We start from the raw sequence: 14,804 nt of genomic DNA, 5'->3' as shown, positions 1-14,804 counted from the left end.
ACAATTTCCTGTGTTTTTGCGGCTAGGATCTTCGGAATTGAGACACTGATGCCCTTCGGCTTGGTGCAGTTACTACCCTACGGGTTCCGCTTTAGCGGTACAAGTCGGGAGATCCACTGGTTAGCACCTGCTTCACCTGTTGCCGTTAAGAGTTCCCTTTTAAGAACGAATGAGGGTTTGGGGCGTAATTTTGGGACTGGCGATCATTACCAGTTGCGTAAGCGCAGCCCGTCGTTGACTCTAAGACAAAGGGTTTCAGTTTTGCTTTAGGCATCTGATCCCGCCTGACCAAATCCGGTTCGAGATGCAGCATTAGTTACGAACAATTACAATTACTATTAAATTGCGCCATAATCCTTTATCAATAAATTAAAACCAAACAGGAAAAGTAAAAAAATTAGGGCGTTGCATAATAGAGTTAAACTAAATTACAAAAAACTTTGCTAAACTTATCTATAATTAGGTATTTTAGATAAGTTCATGTGGAAAGTTGCAGAATTTGGAGAATTAATCGGCGTTTCTTCATCTACTTTAAGGTCTTGGGAGACAGAAGGAAAACTAACCCCGGAAAGGACGCTGGGCAATCAAAGACTTTACACAGAATCGCACTTAGCACTAGCCCGAAACCTCAAGTCGGGTAAATTTCCAATCAAGTTTAATTGTCTACTGTCGTGTTTCGTCGCATGGACAAAAAGATGATTTAAAAGCCCAAGTTGAATCTATGGATAGGTTTTGTGTTGCCAACGGTGTAGCTGTTACTGACAGAATCGAAGAAATAGGAGGAGGACTTAACTTTAAGCGTAAAAAGTTTCTCCAGATTATTCAGTGGGCGATTCAAGGTAAAGTCAAATACGTATACGTAGCCCACAAAGATAGACTGTGCCGCTTTGGTTTTGACAAGGCAAAGAGCAAATCATCCTCTGGGGAGGTGGAATAGTTGTGGTAGCTAATAGCGAGGCACTGTCACCCCAAGAAGAACTGGTTCAAGATTTGTTGTCAATCGTACATTGTTTCTCTAGTCGCTTGTATGGATTACGCAAATATAAGGAAAAAGTAAAATTAATTGCTCAAGGTGTTGATCCTTGTCTAAAGTAATGTATACAAATTTTAAGTAAATAAGTTTATACAAGTTTAGCTATGTTTGCCATCAAGCGAGAGTTAAAACTAAATAATGTTGAAACCTCGTTAATGCGTGGCAATGCTGGTTTTAAACGCTTTGTTTATAACTATGGATTGGAACTGCTAACTGCATCTTGGAGTTTTGAGGACGTAAAAGCATCTGATTCTAAACGCATTGATGCTATCAAAAAACTATTTACTCAAGTGACGATGCAGAAGTCTGAATATGCCTGGATTAAATTATATCCATCAACAGTATATCAGTCAGCGTTTATCGACTTGAAAAATGCTTTTTCAAGATGGCGCAAAGGTTTAGGTCAATTTCCTAAGAAGAAGTCGAAGAAGAAAGGTGACTCATTTACAGTTTACAAGACTGCTGGGATTTATCCAGAAAAAGGTAAGCCACCACTGCCATTCACTAATCGAGTTGTCATAAATGCAGGTAAGGTAATAACACTTCCTGGTTTAAAGCAATTCAGATTAAAGGAGGAGATTGATTTTACGTGCAGTTCTCAGACATTTACGGTTTCGAGAATTGCTGACAAATGGTTGGTTTCGTTTATCTTGGATGCTGCAAATGTTCCTCCCATTGTTCATCAAGAAGAAAAAATTGGTGTTGACCTCGGCGTGAAAGTTTTAGCGACTTGTTCTGATGGTAGTTTTTACGATATGCCTCATACGACTAAAATAGCGAAAACCAAGCTGAGTCGGTTGCAGTGGCATAATCGTAACAAAATTCTCGGTAACAAAAAACTAAAAATTACGCCATCAAATAAGGGGAGAATTTACTACGCGCAATTGGCAAAACAACACGCTCATATAGCTAATATTAGACAAGATACCACTCAGAAAATGACTACTGATATAAGCCGCAAAGCTCATGTTATTCGCATTGAGGATCTGAACGTCCAGGGGATGGTTGCTAACCATAAATTGGCGAGTGCTGTAAGTAATAATTGTTTTTATGAAATTCGTCGTCAGTTTGTTTACAAACAAGCGCATTTTGGCACAAAAGTAGAAGTCGTAGATAGATGGTATCCGAGTTCTAAAACCTGCTCAAACTGTGGTCATGTGCAAGATATGAAGTTGTCTGACCGAGTATTTAATTGTCAAAGCTGTAAGCATTCTCAAGATCGGGATGAGAACGCGGCGATCAACCTTTGCAATGCCCCTCTTGATAAAGTACGCTTGGCTTGAGCGGAACCTAACGCCTGTGGACAAGTAGGAGCCGACTCCCTTGATTGAAGCAGGAAGAAAACACTATTCTTTATCAACACGTTTGAGAAAGTTTAGGTAAGTTTTTCGGAGCAGGGATGAATTCAGTCTATATACTATGCAATATTTATACTGCCATTATACTGGAGCAAGAAAGAATGGTAAGCGGCGAGGTAAGCTTGCATTACATTTGTGTAAATTGCGATCGCCAATTCATCGATGTCTATAATCCACCAAAAGGATATTCTGATCAAGTTAAACAAGAATGTTTGAAGCTGTACGTTAATGGTATGGGATTTCGCGCAATTGAGCGTTCTACAGGAGTTGCTCATACAACAATCATTTATTGGGTTAAACAAATTGCTCAACAATTTCCAGATGCACCACAAGAAGATGAAATTCCAGAAGTTGGAGAGTTAGATGAACTAGAAACCTTTGTCGGGTCAAAAAAAACTTTATGACTGTAAAACTCCAGACCGAAAAAGACTTTCTTACGGCAAATATTAGTATAAAGATAAATCAAGAAACAGAAAACGAAAAAGTTCTATGTTCTCATTGTCAGCGCACCGCCACCAACGGTATTAAGTGTAAAGGGATTTGTGTGGCTGACAATGACTATTAACGGATGAATTTTATCGAGGAATGAATATTGTAATTTGAATTGGGGATGAGGTTTTCCATCGCCATGTGTTACAAGAAAAGCTGTTGAATTTGATTGAGCAGGAATACGGGAGCATGGATAAAGTACTATGTAATTCTAAATAAACCAAGGAGTGGAAGAAAACAGTAATGCAGAGTATTAAGTTATGTTCTGATGTTGGGCTGATGGCATTTTAGCTTGATTGCAGTTTTGGGCTTTTATGTTCGCAGTTCCTAACAAGTAACCATTTTTTGATAGAGTGATGCTTTGTCGATCGCTCTTCATATCTATGTCCCAGGTATCGCTTCCCCAATCGCTCCATCCATATCTACCTCTCACGGCTCTTGCGCCCATGCAGGATGTGACAAACCTCTGGTTTATGAAGGTGATTGCCCACTACGGCAGTCCTGACTATTTCTTCACCGAGTATTTCCGCGTCAATGATACCTCACGGCTCAATCGTAGCATTCTGGCAGCAATCACCGAAAATGACACGGGTCGCCCCGTTTTTGCTCAAATGATTGGCGAAAGCATTTCAGACTTAGTAAGAACAGCAAAGGAACTCTGCAAATATAATATCGCTGGAGTTGACTTGAACATGGGCTGTCCAGCACCTAGAATCTATCGCAAAAATGTTGGGGGTGGATTGCTGCTATTACCAGAAAAAGTGGATCGGATTTTGGGAGAACTGCGTTCTGCTGTCAACGATCGACCTTTGACCGTCAAGATGCGCGTAGGGTTTGAAAATACAGATAACTTTTACAAAATTCTAGATATAATCAATCGCCACAGCATTGATTTACTGAGTTTGCATGGTCGCACGGTGAAAGATATGTACCACGGGGCAGTAAAATATGATTTGATTGCTAAAGCGGTAAGACAAGTCGATTGTCCAGTGCTTGCCAATGGCAATATCGACTCTGCGGCAACTGCTGTTAAAGTGCTTTCTCAAACGGGGGCGGCGGGTGTGATGGTGGGACGCTGGGCGATCGGGAATCCTTGGCTTTTTAATCAAATTCGGCAAGCTTTGCGCTTCGAGCCGATTACGCCCGTTCCTTTAGTAGAGGTACGCAACTATATTGATCGTTTATGGCAAACCCCCACAGCCGCAACTATGCCAGAGCGATCGCGCGTAGGCTACCTCAAAATGTTCCTCAACTATATTGCCCTGAGTGTTGACGCTGAAGGTGATTTCCTGCGGCTGATGCGACATACACAGACTGAGGTAGAACTGTTTAACCTCTGCGATCGCGTTTTCCTTGCTGATCAAAACAAGACTTTAGCCTTAGCCCCCTCTTTGAGCGTGTAACTATGGTAACTGTACCCTGCTAAAATCCTCATATCCAATCACAAAGATATCGCGGCAAGCTGGGAAGCCACTTGGCAGCTGATTGAGTTCCAAGGGGATTACAAAGAGCGTTCCCACTAGCTGATTATCCCTCAGAACTAACTGTTAATGAAATTTACACAAAATCTCACCCCCCGCCTTGGCTTATTGAAAGCCCTGACTCTAGCTTTACTCCTATTGGCATCCGTAATGCCCCCAAATGTTCTAGCCAACGAAAGGGAAAAAGCGACATTTGATAGCACAAGCACGCTTCAAACTATACTTACCAGCAGTCATCGCTCCGTTGTAAATCGTGACCGAGACAAGTACCGCCACCCAGCCCAGACTTTGAAATTCTTCGGTTTACGCCCCAACATGACCGTAGTTGAATTGTGGCCGGGGACCGGGTGGTATACCGAGATATTAGCCCCATTTCTAGCTGCAAAGGGTCAACTCATCGTTACTAACTTTGCTCCTCGCACGAGTAAACCCGCTTTGACTTTCCAAACTGTACTAGCAGATCATCCAGAAGTTTTTGGTAAGGTTAAAGTAGCCCAAATCAATCCCCCAAACGAAATCACCCTAGCCCCAGCCAACTCCGTGGACATGGTTGTTACCTTCCGTAATATTCACAACTGGGTCAAAGCTGGCTATGCCGAGCAGGTTTACGCTGCGGCTTACAAAGCACTCAAGCCCGGGGGCATCTTAGGGGTGGAAGAACACCGTGGCAAACCAGATATTTCTTTACAAGAGAGTATTAAAACTGGCTATATGTCAGAAGATGGGGTAATTGCTGCTGTGGAGAAAGCCGGCTTCAAATTAGTGGGCAAATCAGAGATTAACGCCAACCCAAAAGATACTAAAGACTATCCGGGCGGAGTTTGGACGCTACCTCCAACCCTGAGCCAAGGTGAAAAGGATAGGCAACGCTTCGTCGCCATTGGGGAGAGCGATCGCATGACTCTTAAGTTCGTAAAACCAAACTAATGATTAGACATATCCGCAAATGAGTATCAAAGCCTTGTACAGCAAGGGTCAAAACCTAATTTTCGGATAAGTCTATTAATCAAGAAGGCGATCGCTCATAACATTCAAGCGAGGAGTCACTAGAACAATTACCGTCCGGCTACCACCAACTAGGAGATGTTTCTTGTTCGGTAAATCCGAATAAAAACTAACTTTGGCTACTTTCATGATTTTTTTAATTGTTCTAAATAAACGGCAACCTGCATGATAATTCTGTTAGAACTTTGTTAAGAATAGTTACAACTTCTTAACACAAGGAAATATTTATTATGGTAGCCTCTCTTGAGAAGAATGCACCGCATCAGGTAGTTATCGTTGGTGGTGGCTTTGGTGGACTGTATACAGCAAAAGCTTTAAAGACAGCAAATGTAAATGTTACTCTCATTGATAAACGTAACTTTCACCTATTTCAGCCGCTTTTATATCAAGTTGCCACAGGTGCGCTATCACCTGCTGATATTTCCGCACCATTGCGATCTGTATTTAGCAAAAGCAAGAATACAAAAGTGTTGTTGGGAGAAGTAAATGATATTGATCCAAAAGCGCAACAAGTTATTCTGGGTGATGAAGTAGTACCTTATGATACATTAATTGTCGCCACAGGTGCTAACCATTCCTATTTTGGTAAAGATAACTGGAAAGAATTTGCTCCTGGCTTGAAAACTGTTGAAGATGCCATAGAAATGCGTCGCCAGATATTTTCGGCATTTGAAGCGGCAGAAAAACAAACTGATCCAGAAAAACGCCGTGCTTTGTTGACTTTTGTGATTGTGGGGGGTGGTCCCACGGGTGTAGAATTAGCAGGGGCGATCGCGGAATTAGCATACCAAACGCTCACAGAAGATTTCCGCAGCATCAACACCTCAGAAGCGAGAATTTTACTATTGCAAGGGGGCGATCGCATCCTCCCACACATTGCGCCAGAGTTATCGAAAGTAGGAGCAGAATCTTTGCAAAAGTTGGGTGTGGCTGTCTACACTAACACCAGAGTGACAAATATTGAAAATAACATCGTTACTTTCAAGCAAGGCGATGAATTGACAGAAATTACCTCAAAAACTATATTGTGGGCAGCAGGTGTTCAAGGTTCGCCTTTGGGGAAAGCCCTAGCAAAAAGTACAGGTGTAGAGTGCGATCGCGACGGGCGTGTGATTGTAGAACCGGACTTGACTATCAAGGGTTATAAAAACATTTTTGTAGTGGGAGATTTAGGCAACTTCTCCCATCAAAATGGTAAACCCTTACCTGGTGTTGCACCTGTAGCCAAACAACAAGGAGAGTATGTAGCTAAACTCATTCAACGAAGGCTTAAAGGTAATACTTTGCCACAATTTCGTTACAATGACGTGGGTACTTTGGCGATGATTGGGCAAAATTTAGCTGTTGTAGATTTAGGCATAATTAAACTCCAAGGTTTCATTGCTTGGCTCTTTTGGCTAATAATTCACATCTACTTCTTAATCGAGTTTGACACTAAATTAGTAGTAGCAATTCAGTGGGGGTGGAATTATATCACTCGTAATCGTCGCTCTAGATTGATTACAGGTCGAGAAGGTTTTGTAGAAGCAAAAACTGCTAACAATAGCGTGGAACAGCCTTCTACTCCTGCAACGGCTGAATGCAAAAATTGAAACTAAAAAACATTCAGATTTGAAAACAATCCAAAGTTCACCAAACTGAAAAATTATTGGCGGGAGTTCAGCATCAAATTAAATGAATCGGGATTTGCCCCCGGTAAATGATGCCTCGTAGCTAAAAGTTGTGCAACCATCTCTGCACGAGACGAAACTTCAAACTTACGAAACATTCGCTTTCAGGCTAGCTTGACAAAATTTTCAGTAATTCAAAGTTGATTCCCCATTTCTGAGTTAGTTCGCCCCAAAGCAACCAATTCTGCAATTTGCAACTCACAAGGCGTTAAGCGATCAGTTTTAAAAGGTTGGTGCTGCGACTTTCCTGGCGAAATTGCTTGTGAACCAACTGTTGCAGCCCAAACAGAAATACTCACCAATTTTTGGCATGATTTGCGATCGCAAATCATACTCACTACTTTCTCCCACCAAGTAGACGCAACATCTAGTTGTTGGGAGTCTGCCGAAAGGTAGAGTCGAACAGATGCACCAGAGTCTTAAAGCTGTTACTAATTACAACAATGATGTTGCCCCAAGTGGATGTATGCAATCCAAAAGCGATTCTAGAATTGGATACACCACAACATGGGAACAACAGATGACAAATGATCGATTGGAGATGCAAGATCCACGTCTGCAATATCCAAAACCGCCCTTCCCCCGTCAGCCGCAGCCTGCACCGGGACTTGCTCAACAGATGAACCCTCAGCCGGATCACGGCGAAAAGAGCTATACAGGATGTGGAAAGCTTGCAAACCGAAAGGCGTTGATCACCGGAGGAGATTCCGGTATCGGGCGTGCCGTAGCGATCGCCTTTGCGCGTGAAGGGGCGGATGTAGCAATCTCCTATCTTCCCAGTGAAGAGGCGGATGCACGAGAGGTGATAGAACTGATCGAACAAGCGGGACGCAAAGCCGTGGCTCTTGCAGGTGACATTACGGATGAGAATTTTTGCCGAAAACTGGTGGCAGATGCAGTAGAATCTCTGGGGGGTTTAGATATTCTTGTCAACAATGCCGGCGCACAAGAGACTCAGCCTTCCCTTGGGGATATTAGCTCCGAGCAGTTCGACAAGGTGCTTAAGACCAACCTATACGCGCTCTTTTGGATTACGCAGTCGGCAGTACCGCACCTAAAACCGGGCGCAGCGATCATTAATACAGCTTCTATTCAGGCGTATGAACCTTCAGAGGGACTCATTGACTATGCGCTCACCAAAGCAGGTATTGTTACTTTCAGCAAAGCACTCTCTAAACAAATGATTGAGAAAGGTGTGCGCGTCAACGTTGTAGCGCCCGGTCCTTTCTGGACGCCGCTACAGCCCAGTGGCGGTCAGACTCAGGAAAAGATTGAGAAATTTGGCTCCACGGTTCCACTGGGACGACCCGGACAGCCTGTAGAGATCGCTCCTGTATACGTACTGCTTGCTTCACAGGAGGCAAGCTACATCACAGGAGAGGTTTATGGCATAACGGGTGGTGTCGGTATTGCGTAATGTCTGTTGTGTTGCTGATGAACCGAAGCAGCTATCCCCAGCCCTGAACGGTCGTACCGCCGAAGAGGCTGCGGTTCACCTCGCTTGTGAAGATGCCGTAGGGGAAGGCGGGGTCAAGCGCACTGCTCTGGTTTAGCATCTGCAACTGTTCCGGGGTGAGGCGGATGTCCAGCGAGTTCAGGTTATCGTGTAGTTGTTCGAGCTTGCTGATACCTAGAATGGGCGAGGTAATGCCGGACTGCGCCGAAACCCAGGCGAGGGCGACCTGCGCCAGTGGACGCTCAACTTGCGCGGCGACCGTCCGCAGGCTGTTGAGGACGCGCCAGTTACGATCAGTAAACTTCTGATTGCCGAAGGGATTGCTGCCACTGAGCCGTCCCTGTCCGGTAGCTCCTTCGCCCTCGCGCTGGTACTTGCCAGCAAGAAAGCCGCCAGCAAGCGGACTCCAGGGACAGATGCCGAGTCCACAGTCACGGGCAGCAGGCAGATGTTCGCGCTCGATGCTGCGCTCGGTAAGGGAGTATTCAAGCTGCAAGGCAATCGGTGCGGGAATACCGTGCGCTGTAGCAAGGGCAGCTGCTTTGGCAGTGTACCAGGCGGGCACGTCTGAGAATCCAAAATAGCGGATCTTGCCAGCGCGCACCAGATCACCGAGCGACTGTAGCACCTCTTCGACGGGCGTGACCAGATCCCAGGCGTGCATCCAGTAGAGGTCAATGTAGTCGGTGCGTAGCCGACGCAGCGATCGCTCGAACGCACGGTACATGTTCTTGCGTCCGTTACCGCCCCCATTCGGGTTGCCTGGTTCGCCACTGTGAAAGGTGAATTTGGTTGCAAGCACCAGTTGATCGCGCAGACTGCGATCGGCAATATAGCTACCGATTAGTTCTTCGCTGCGACCCTTGGCATAGACGTCGGCAGTGTCGATGAAGTTGCCACCCGCCTCGACATAGGTGTGGAAGATAGACGCCGAAACCTCGTCGGGCGCACCCCATCGCGGGGTACCGAAGGTCATAGTGCCGAGGGCAAGTGGGCTGACGATTAAGCCGGAGCGACCAAGGGTGCGGAAGGCGGTGAGGCTCATGGGGTTTCTCCTCTAACTGGAACAAAAAGGTCTGTGGAAGTGTTTTGTCTCCACCAATAAGGCTGAAGACAGAGAAAGGGGACAAGACAGAAAAAGGGACGGAGAAAATTATGAGGCGTCCAAAAAAGGATGTAACAAAGCCGACGAAAACCCTTACCTGATCATCGGGATTGGGGTAGAAATTTAAAACAAAAGTATACTCAGATTAACAAGACTTTTAGCATTATCTTAAACTAATATATCAAAAGTTGAATTTAATATTTTATCTGAAAAATTTACTTTTTCTCTCAGATCCATTTGCTTTAGCGATCGCACTTTTTCAGACAAATTATGTACATCCAAGGGGTTGCCGTAGGCATCGCCCAAACCATCGACATCTCAGAATATCGAAAGCTTTGCTGATGTTAACTATTGGGTAGACAATGATCGCCTTGGGACTGAACTTAAACTCTTTGAGATTAAACTGAGTGGCTAATAGGATTATGTCTTTGATATTCAATTCGCATCTGCTTAACCTCAAATTGCTCAGAGTCTGAAAACACAAGTTGTTCTACTTGATATAATCCTAAACTTTCAAACTGTTTAAGTTCCGAGCTTGATAATGCCCAAGGTGGGCCATTCGGTTCAACTTCTGTGTCTCGGACACGAGTAATCAGCAATAGTGTTCCATTTGGAGCAACTAGATGGGCAACTGAAGAAATAACTGAAGAACGCACATTTAAGGGTAAAGCTTGAATATTGCGACATTCAAAAACAAACTCAAAGGCTTGATGCCATTGTGAGGGAATTGCTAATAAATCAGCAACTACGTAGTTGACAGTCGAATCAGGAAATCGCTGCTGACACCAGGAAATAGCTGTTGGAGAAATATCAAAGGCGGTTACTTCAAATCCCAGATTCGCTAAAGCTTCGGCATCATCTCCTAAGCCACAACCAATTACTAACGCCTTTTGCTGTGAGGTAAATGCTTCACGATTAGTCAACCAATCTTGCAGATAAGGGTGAGGAACTAACTTGGCCCAAGGAATTTGTGCTGCATCACCTTTAGCACCGGCATATAAAATATCAAACCACGCCGATGGTTCTGATTTTTGTAAAGCTTCTGTAGCTAACTGATTAACATAAAACTGCAAATTTTCTCTTTCTTGTTCCAACATATAAACCGATACCACTCCATTTTAAAAATTAAAAATTTACGCATTCAAAATTCAAACATTTTAGACAATTTCAGACAGGGATTTAAACCCCGACTTACAGCAGAATTCAAGTATTTGAACCACATCTGTCGTAGGGGCACAGCATTGCTCATTGGTGTCAACTTAACGTAAAAACCACTCTATAACTAGCTTTTAGAGATTGTCTCGTCAAGAGTCTCTGACTGGGAATGCCTAACGGGGGGGCTGCCGCCTCAAGACTTGCGGCAGAGCCGCAATTGATCTGCATTTCCAGCCAGAGGCTAGAAACGAGGTTTTAAAGGGGTTTGGGCTTAAGTTGACACGTATGAGCATTGCTGTGCGCTTACTGCGTGGTCTATTTACCTGAAAATAGCTGTAAATTGAGCGGAGTTGAAGACACTCCGCCTCCGAGCTACGTGTAATGGTACAGGTTTTTAACCCTTCGATTTCCGATAAACAGATACGGAAATATCATCCTTCAGTTTATTTTCAATTATGGCAGTTTATGTGAACGCAAACCTCCTGGTTTCCGTTTTGGTGTTTCGCTGTTTTCAATCAGCAGTGCTAGCTTTTTGTGGCAAAAGATAAATACCCCCAGATATTAAAGTCAGGGCGACAGAAACCCAAAAGGCAATCAGAGAGGGAATTTGCCACACTTCAGGTAGGGGCGCAATCAGAAGCGCGATCGCAACTATTTGACTAACAGTTTTGAGTTTACCCCAAATGTTCGCTCCGGTAATCGTCGTTTGATTCACCCGCCAACCAGCGATCGCTAATTCCCGCGCTAAAATCAAAAACACTCCCCAAGCTGGCACTTTTCCTAGTTCAATAAAAACCATCAACGGCGCAAGTACCAGCAATTTATCGACTAAGGGATCAAGAAATTTACCCAAGTCAGTAATTTGGTTGAGTTTTCGCGCCAAATAGCCGTCTAACCAATCAGTCAATGCAGCAATCAGAAAAATCGCCAAACATATCCACTTAGCTTGAGGAGTAGGATTATATAAACCGTAAAGCAGAAATGGTATCCCCAATAGGCGAGAGAAGGTAATCCAGTTGGGTATGCTCATAGGGAATTCAAAAACCAAAATTAACAAGTGTAAAGCAACAAGCAGCCAAGTAAATATGCAAAATATATGCAGATTAGTGTGGCTGCGTGGGAAAATCTGTTTTCTGTAGCTCTCTTAAAACAATACTTTGACATCCTCCCCAACCTGAAAGGTACGGGGATTCCTAAGACTCACGACTTAGGTTTCTGCTTCATAGCACTAGCCTTCCGAGATTTACTCTGTTCGGGTCTTACAGTCGCTCCACAGACATTAACCGCAAGCCCTGCGGCAAGAATATTTTTAGCAGCATTGATATCTCTATCGTGATGTGTGCCGCACTTGGGGCAATCCCACTCTCTGATATTTAAAGGCAACTTCTCAACGATATGTCCACAATGTCCGCATCGCTTGGAACTAGGAAACCAACGATCAATTTTGACAAAGGTGCGACCATACCAGTCGCACTTATATTCAAGTTGTCTGACCAATTCGCCCCAACTAGCATCACTGATAGCAAGGGCAAGTTTCCTGTTTTTAATCATATTCTTCACCGACAAGTCCTCGACTGCAATCACTTGGTTTTCACGAACCAGTCGAGTTGTTAATTTGTGAAGAAAATCTTGACGCGCATTGCTAATTTCTGCATGGACAATAGCTACTTTGAGTCTAGCTTTGTGTCGATTATTAGATCCTTTTTTCTTACGACTAAGCGCTTTCTGGACTTTACGCAGTTTACGGCGCTTAGGTTTAAAGCTTTTAGGATTAACAATCTTTTCGCCATTACTCAAGGCACCAAGGTTAGTAATACCCAAATCCAAACCAATTTGATTAGGAGATTCGGGCAATGCTTCAATCTGAACATCAACCAACAAAGAAACAGTCCATTTGCCAGAGGGCGAGAGCTTCACAGTAATGGTAGATGGTTCTGCACATAAAGGAATTTCTCGGCTCCAACGGATGGCCAATGGTTCAATACATTTTGCCAAGTACACTTGACTGTCTCGCCATTTAAAGGCGGATTTGGTAAACTCCGCATTGCCACCATGATGCTTTTTTTTGAAGTTGGGATATTTCGCCCGACCTGCAAAGAAGTTAGTAAATGCTGTTTGCAGATGCCGCAATCCTTGTTGCACTGGCACACAGCTAACCTCATTGAGGAATTGCAAGTCTTCTTGCTTTTTCCATTGAGTCAGCATGGCAGAAGTTTCAGCGTACCCGACTCGCTCAAGTCGTTCATACCAAGCTTCTGTCCTTGCGGCGAGTGCTTTGTTATAAACCAAACGAGCGCAACCCATCGTTCGCCTAAGCAATTTTTCTTGCTCAGGAGTTGGATAGAATCGGTACTTGAATGCCTTCTGTGTCATACCTCACATTATAATATTTATTCTGTGAAATTCGCAAATCTAATATAAAGCCGTCCTTTATGACGGGGTTTCTACCCAGTGATTTTGATGACTGAACACACAAACTCTCAATTCCGCATCGAACGCGATTCAATGGGCGATCGCCAAATTGCTAGTAGCGTTTATTACGGTATTCAAACGCTGCGGGCTATCGAAAATTTCCCCATTAGCGGCATCAAGCCTCTACCTACTTACGTAAATGCTGGATTGATAATTAAAAAAGCTACAGCAATTGTGAATGGTGAACTGAATTGCATTCCTGAAGATATTAGTCAGGCGATTGTGCAAGCAACTGATGAAATCTTAGCTGGGAAATTCCGCGATCAATTTGTCGTGGATGTTTATCAAGCGGGTGCTGGAACATCCCACCACATGAATGTCAACGAAGTTCTGGCAAATCGCGCCTTAGAAATTCTTGGTGAAGAAAAGGGGAATTATAAACGTGTTAGTCCCAATGATCACGTTAATTATGGGCAGTCTACCAATGATGTGATTCCGACCGCAATTCGCATTGGTGGTTTATTGGCATTATCCAAGACATTACACCCAGCAATAGATAGTGCGATCGCATCCTTAGAAAACAAAGCTGTAGAATTTCAAGATATCGTCAAATCTGGCAGAACCCACTTGCAAGACGCAGTACCCGTGCGTTTAGGTGAGAATTTTCGGGCTTGGGCGCAAATTCTTACAGAACATCAAAACCGGATTTATACCGCCTCTGGTGATTTGATGGTGTTGGGTTTGGGAGGTAGTGCAGCCGGAACGGGGTTAAATACTCATCCTCTATATCGCGCCCGTGTAGTGGAAGTTCTCTCAGAATTGATTGACACTCCTTTAGAACCTGCGCCCCATCTCATGGCAGCCATGCAAAGTATGGCACCATTTGTAAATGTTTCCGGTGCTTTACGGAACTTAGCGCAGGATTTAGTCAAAATCTCTCATGATTTACGGCTGATGGATTCGGGGCCAAAAACTGGCTTGAAAGAAATTCAACTGCCTCCAGTGCAACCCGGTTCCTCGATTATGCCAGGTAAATATAACCCAGTCATGGCAGAGATGACATCAATGGTGTGTTTTCAGGTGATGGGTTACGATAGTGCGATCGCATTAGCCGCACAAGCCGGACAATTAGAATTAAATGTGATGATGCCACTGATTGCCTATAACTTGATTCACAGTATCGAAATTCTGGGTAATACCATCGCCGCACTCACCGAACGCTGCATTGAGGGAATTACTGCTAACCGGGAACGTTGTTTAGCTTATGCCGAAGGCAGTTTAGCTTTAGTAACCGCACTAAATACCCACATCGGTTATTTAAATGCCGCAGCTGTCGCCAAAGAATCTTTAGAAACTGGCAAATCCCTGCGCCAAATTGTTTTAGAACGAGAATTGATGAGTGAAGCAGACTTAGCCACAGTCTTAAATCTAGAACAAATGAGTGGTATCTTACCGCTCAAGACAGAATAATCGGTTATGGGGCATAGGGCAATTCAATTTTGGATTTTGGATTTTAAATTTTGGATTAAATTTCAATCTAAAATCCAAAATCTAAAATTCTTGCTCCCCACTCCCAAAGACGCGATAAATCGCCGTCAGGACGAAGGACTGATTATTGTAAAGACGGCGATTTATCGCGT

16 protein-coding genes and 1 pseudogene are annotated in these 14,804 nt (G+C 43.9%); 11 read left to right on the top strand and 6 right to left on the bottom strand.

Annotation, left to right across the window (positions count from 1 at the left end; translation table 11 throughout):
• Nucleotides 1-48 precede the first annotated feature (48 nt).
• The 8 genes and pseudogenes from V7K31_RS17890 (at nt 49) to V7K31_RS17860 (ending at nt 5,288) form a co-directional block, all read left to right on the top strand.
• On the top strand, nt 49-270 hold the full coding sequence (locus V7K31_RS17890; RefSeq protein ID WP_335095741.1) for a hypothetical protein: 222 nt from the start codon (nt 49-51) through the stop codon (nt 268-270).
• A 210-nt stretch (nt 271-480) separates the two neighbouring features.
• Entirely contained in the window at nt 481-699 is a 219-nt protein-coding gene (locus tag V7K31_RS31915; protein ID WP_442941309.1) for a MerR family transcriptional regulator, read from the top strand.
• On the top strand, nt 659-937 hold the full coding sequence (locus tag V7K31_RS17885) for a recombinase family protein (RefSeq protein ID WP_335095771.1): 279 nt from the start codon (nt 659-661) through the stop codon (nt 935-937). The genes V7K31_RS31915 and V7K31_RS17885 overlap by 41 nt, the downstream gene beginning before the upstream one ends.
• 2 nt (nt 938-939) lie before the next feature.
• The gene (locus V7K31_RS17880; RefSeq protein ID WP_335095739.1) at nt 940-1,095 is read left to right on the top strand and encodes a hypothetical protein; all 156 of its coding nucleotides are present in this window, start codon (nt 940-942) and stop codon (nt 1,093-1,095) included.
• A gap of 42 nt (nt 1,096-1,137) precedes the next feature.
• Complete coding sequence (locus V7K31_RS17875) at nt 1,138-2,316, top strand: RNA-guided endonuclease InsQ/TnpB family protein (protein WP_335095738.1); 1,179 nt, start codon at nt 1,138-1,140, stop codon at nt 2,314-2,316.
• Between the two features lie 136 nt (nt 2,317-2,452).
• Nucleotides 2,453-2,786 (top strand): annotated as a pseudogene (locus V7K31_RS17870) (IS1 family transposase); the annotation flags it as partial.
• A 477-nt stretch (nt 2,787-3,263) separates the two neighbouring features.
• On the top strand, nt 3,264-4,283 hold the full coding sequence (locus V7K31_RS17865) for a tRNA-dihydrouridine synthase family protein (RefSeq protein ID WP_335095737.1): 1,020 nt from the start codon (nt 3,264-3,266) through the stop codon (nt 4,281-4,283).
• 147 nt (nt 4,284-4,430) lie between these two features.
• Complete coding sequence (locus V7K31_RS17860) at nt 4,431-5,288, top strand: class I SAM-dependent methyltransferase (RefSeq protein ID WP_335095736.1); 858 nt, start codon at nt 4,431-4,433, stop codon at nt 5,286-5,288.
• A 75-nt stretch (nt 5,289-5,363) separates the two neighbouring features.
• Here the strand turns inward: V7K31_RS17860 and V7K31_RS17855 are convergent, their stop codons facing one another.
• Nucleotides 5,364-5,495 (bottom strand): hypothetical protein, encoded by a 132-nt coding sequence (locus tag V7K31_RS17855; protein WP_335095735.1) that lies wholly within the window; start codon nt 5,493-5,495, stop codon nt 5,364-5,366.
• A gap of 101 nt (nt 5,496-5,596) precedes the next feature.
• Here V7K31_RS17855 and V7K31_RS17850 point away from each other — a divergent pair, with 101 nt between their 5' ends.
• On the top strand, nt 5,597-6,958 hold the full coding sequence (locus V7K31_RS17850) for an NAD(P)/FAD-dependent oxidoreductase (RefSeq protein WP_335095733.1): 1,362 nt from the start codon (nt 5,597-5,599) through the stop codon (nt 6,956-6,958).
• 212 nt (nt 6,959-7,170) lie between these two features.
• On the opposite strand, the gene V7K31_RS17845 is transcribed toward V7K31_RS17850, so the two are convergent.
• The gene (locus V7K31_RS17845) at nt 7,171-7,374 is read right to left on the bottom strand and encodes a hypothetical protein (protein WP_335095731.1); all 204 of its coding nucleotides are present in this window, start codon (nt 7,372-7,374) and stop codon (nt 7,171-7,173) included.
• A 182-nt stretch (nt 7,375-7,556) separates the two neighbouring features.
• Here V7K31_RS17845 and V7K31_RS17840 point away from each other — a divergent pair, with 182 nt between their 5' ends.
• Nucleotides 7,557-8,453: an SDR family oxidoreductase gene (locus V7K31_RS17840; RefSeq protein WP_335095729.1), complete on the top strand. Its 897-nt coding sequence runs from the start codon at nt 7,557-7,559 to the stop codon at nt 8,451-8,453.
• 31 nt (nt 8,454-8,484) lie between these two features.
• On the opposite strand, the gene V7K31_RS17835 is transcribed toward V7K31_RS17840, so the two are convergent.
• The 4 genes from V7K31_RS17835 to V7K31_RS17820 form a co-directional block, all read right to left on the bottom strand.
• Nucleotides 8,485-9,537, bottom strand: a complete 1,053-nt coding sequence (locus V7K31_RS17835) for an aldo/keto reductase (RefSeq protein ID WP_335095728.1) — start codon at nt 9,535-9,537, stop codon at nt 8,485-8,487.
• A gap of 458 nt (nt 9,538-9,995) precedes the next feature.
• Nucleotides 9,996-10,694 carry a class I SAM-dependent methyltransferase gene (locus tag V7K31_RS17830; protein ID WP_335095727.1) on the bottom strand — a complete coding sequence of 233 codons (699 nt, stop codon included), beginning with the start codon at nt 10,692-10,694 and terminating at the stop codon, nt 9,996-9,998.
• A 569-nt stretch (nt 10,695-11,263) separates the two neighbouring features.
• Nucleotides 11,264-11,782, bottom strand: a complete 519-nt coding sequence (gene pgsA / locus V7K31_RS17825) for a CDP-diacylglycerol--glycerol-3-phosphate 3-phosphatidyltransferase (RefSeq protein WP_335095725.1) — start codon at nt 11,780-11,782, stop codon at nt 11,264-11,266.
• A gap of 170 nt (nt 11,783-11,952) precedes the next feature.
• The gene (locus V7K31_RS17820) at nt 11,953-13,125 is read right to left on the bottom strand and encodes an RNA-guided endonuclease InsQ/TnpB family protein (protein WP_335095723.1); all 1,173 of its coding nucleotides are present in this window, start codon (nt 13,123-13,125) and stop codon (nt 11,953-11,955) included.
• Between the two features lie 87 nt (nt 13,126-13,212).
• Between V7K31_RS17820 and V7K31_RS17815 the strand changes: the two genes are divergently transcribed.
• Nucleotides 13,213-14,634 carry an aspartate ammonia-lyase gene (locus V7K31_RS17815; protein WP_335095722.1) on the top strand — a complete coding sequence of 474 codons (1,422 nt, stop codon included), beginning with the start codon at nt 13,213-13,215 and terminating at the stop codon, nt 14,632-14,634.
• Nucleotides 14,635-14,804 lie beyond the last annotated feature (170 nt).

The organism is Nostoc sp., from assembly GCF_036917675.1.
In the GTDB taxonomy this organism is placed as follows: Bacteria; Cyanobacteriota; Cyanobacteriia; order Cyanobacteriales; family Nostocaceae; genus Nostoc.
Note: the sequence above shows the minus strand (reverse complement) of the source record. Positions and strands in the feature narration are given on the sequence as shown.

Coding starts and splice junctions, on each gene's coding strand:
- V7K31_RS17890 (WP_335095741.1), top strand. CDS start 49: ATGCCCTTCGGCTTGGTGCAGTTACTACCCTACGGGTTCCGCTTTAGC.
- V7K31_RS31915 (WP_442941309.1), top strand. CDS start 481: ATGTGGAAAGTTGCAGAATTTGGAGAATTAATCGGCGTTTCTTCATCT.
- V7K31_RS17875 (WP_335095738.1), top strand. CDS start 1,138: ATGTTTGCCATCAAGCGAGAGTTAAAACTAAATAATGTTGAAACCTCG.
- V7K31_RS17865 (WP_335095737.1), top strand. CDS start 3,264: ATGTCCCAGGTATCGCTTCCCCAATCGCTCCATCCATATCTACCTCTC.
- V7K31_RS17860 (WP_335095736.1), top strand. CDS start 4,431: ATGAAATTTACACAAAATCTCACCCCCCGCCTTGGCTTATTGAAAGCC.
- V7K31_RS17855 (WP_335095735.1), bottom strand. CDS start 5,495: ATGAAAGTAGCCAAAGTTAGTTTTTATTCGGATTTACCGAACAAGAAA.
- V7K31_RS17850 (WP_335095733.1), top strand. CDS start 5,597: ATGGTAGCCTCTCTTGAGAAGAATGCACCGCATCAGGTAGTTATCGTT.
- V7K31_RS17840 (WP_335095729.1), top strand. CDS start 7,557: ATGACAAATGATCGATTGGAGATGCAAGATCCACGTCTGCAATATCCA.
- V7K31_RS17835 (WP_335095728.1), bottom strand. CDS start 9,537: ATGAGCCTCACCGCCTTCCGCACCCTTGGTCGCTCCGGCTTAATCGTC.
- V7K31_RS17830 (WP_335095727.1), bottom strand. CDS start 10,694: ATGTTGGAACAAGAAAGAGAAAATTTGCAGTTTTATGTTAATCAGTTA.
- pgsA (WP_335095725.1), bottom strand. CDS start 11,782: ATGAGCATACCCAACTGGATTACCTTCTCTCGCCTATTGGGGATACCA.
- V7K31_RS17820 (WP_335095723.1), bottom strand. CDS start 13,125: ATGACACAGAAGGCATTCAAGTACCGATTCTATCCAACTCCTGAGCAA.
- V7K31_RS17815 (WP_335095722.1), top strand. CDS start 13,213: ATGACTGAACACACAAACTCTCAATTCCGCATCGAACGCGATTCAATG.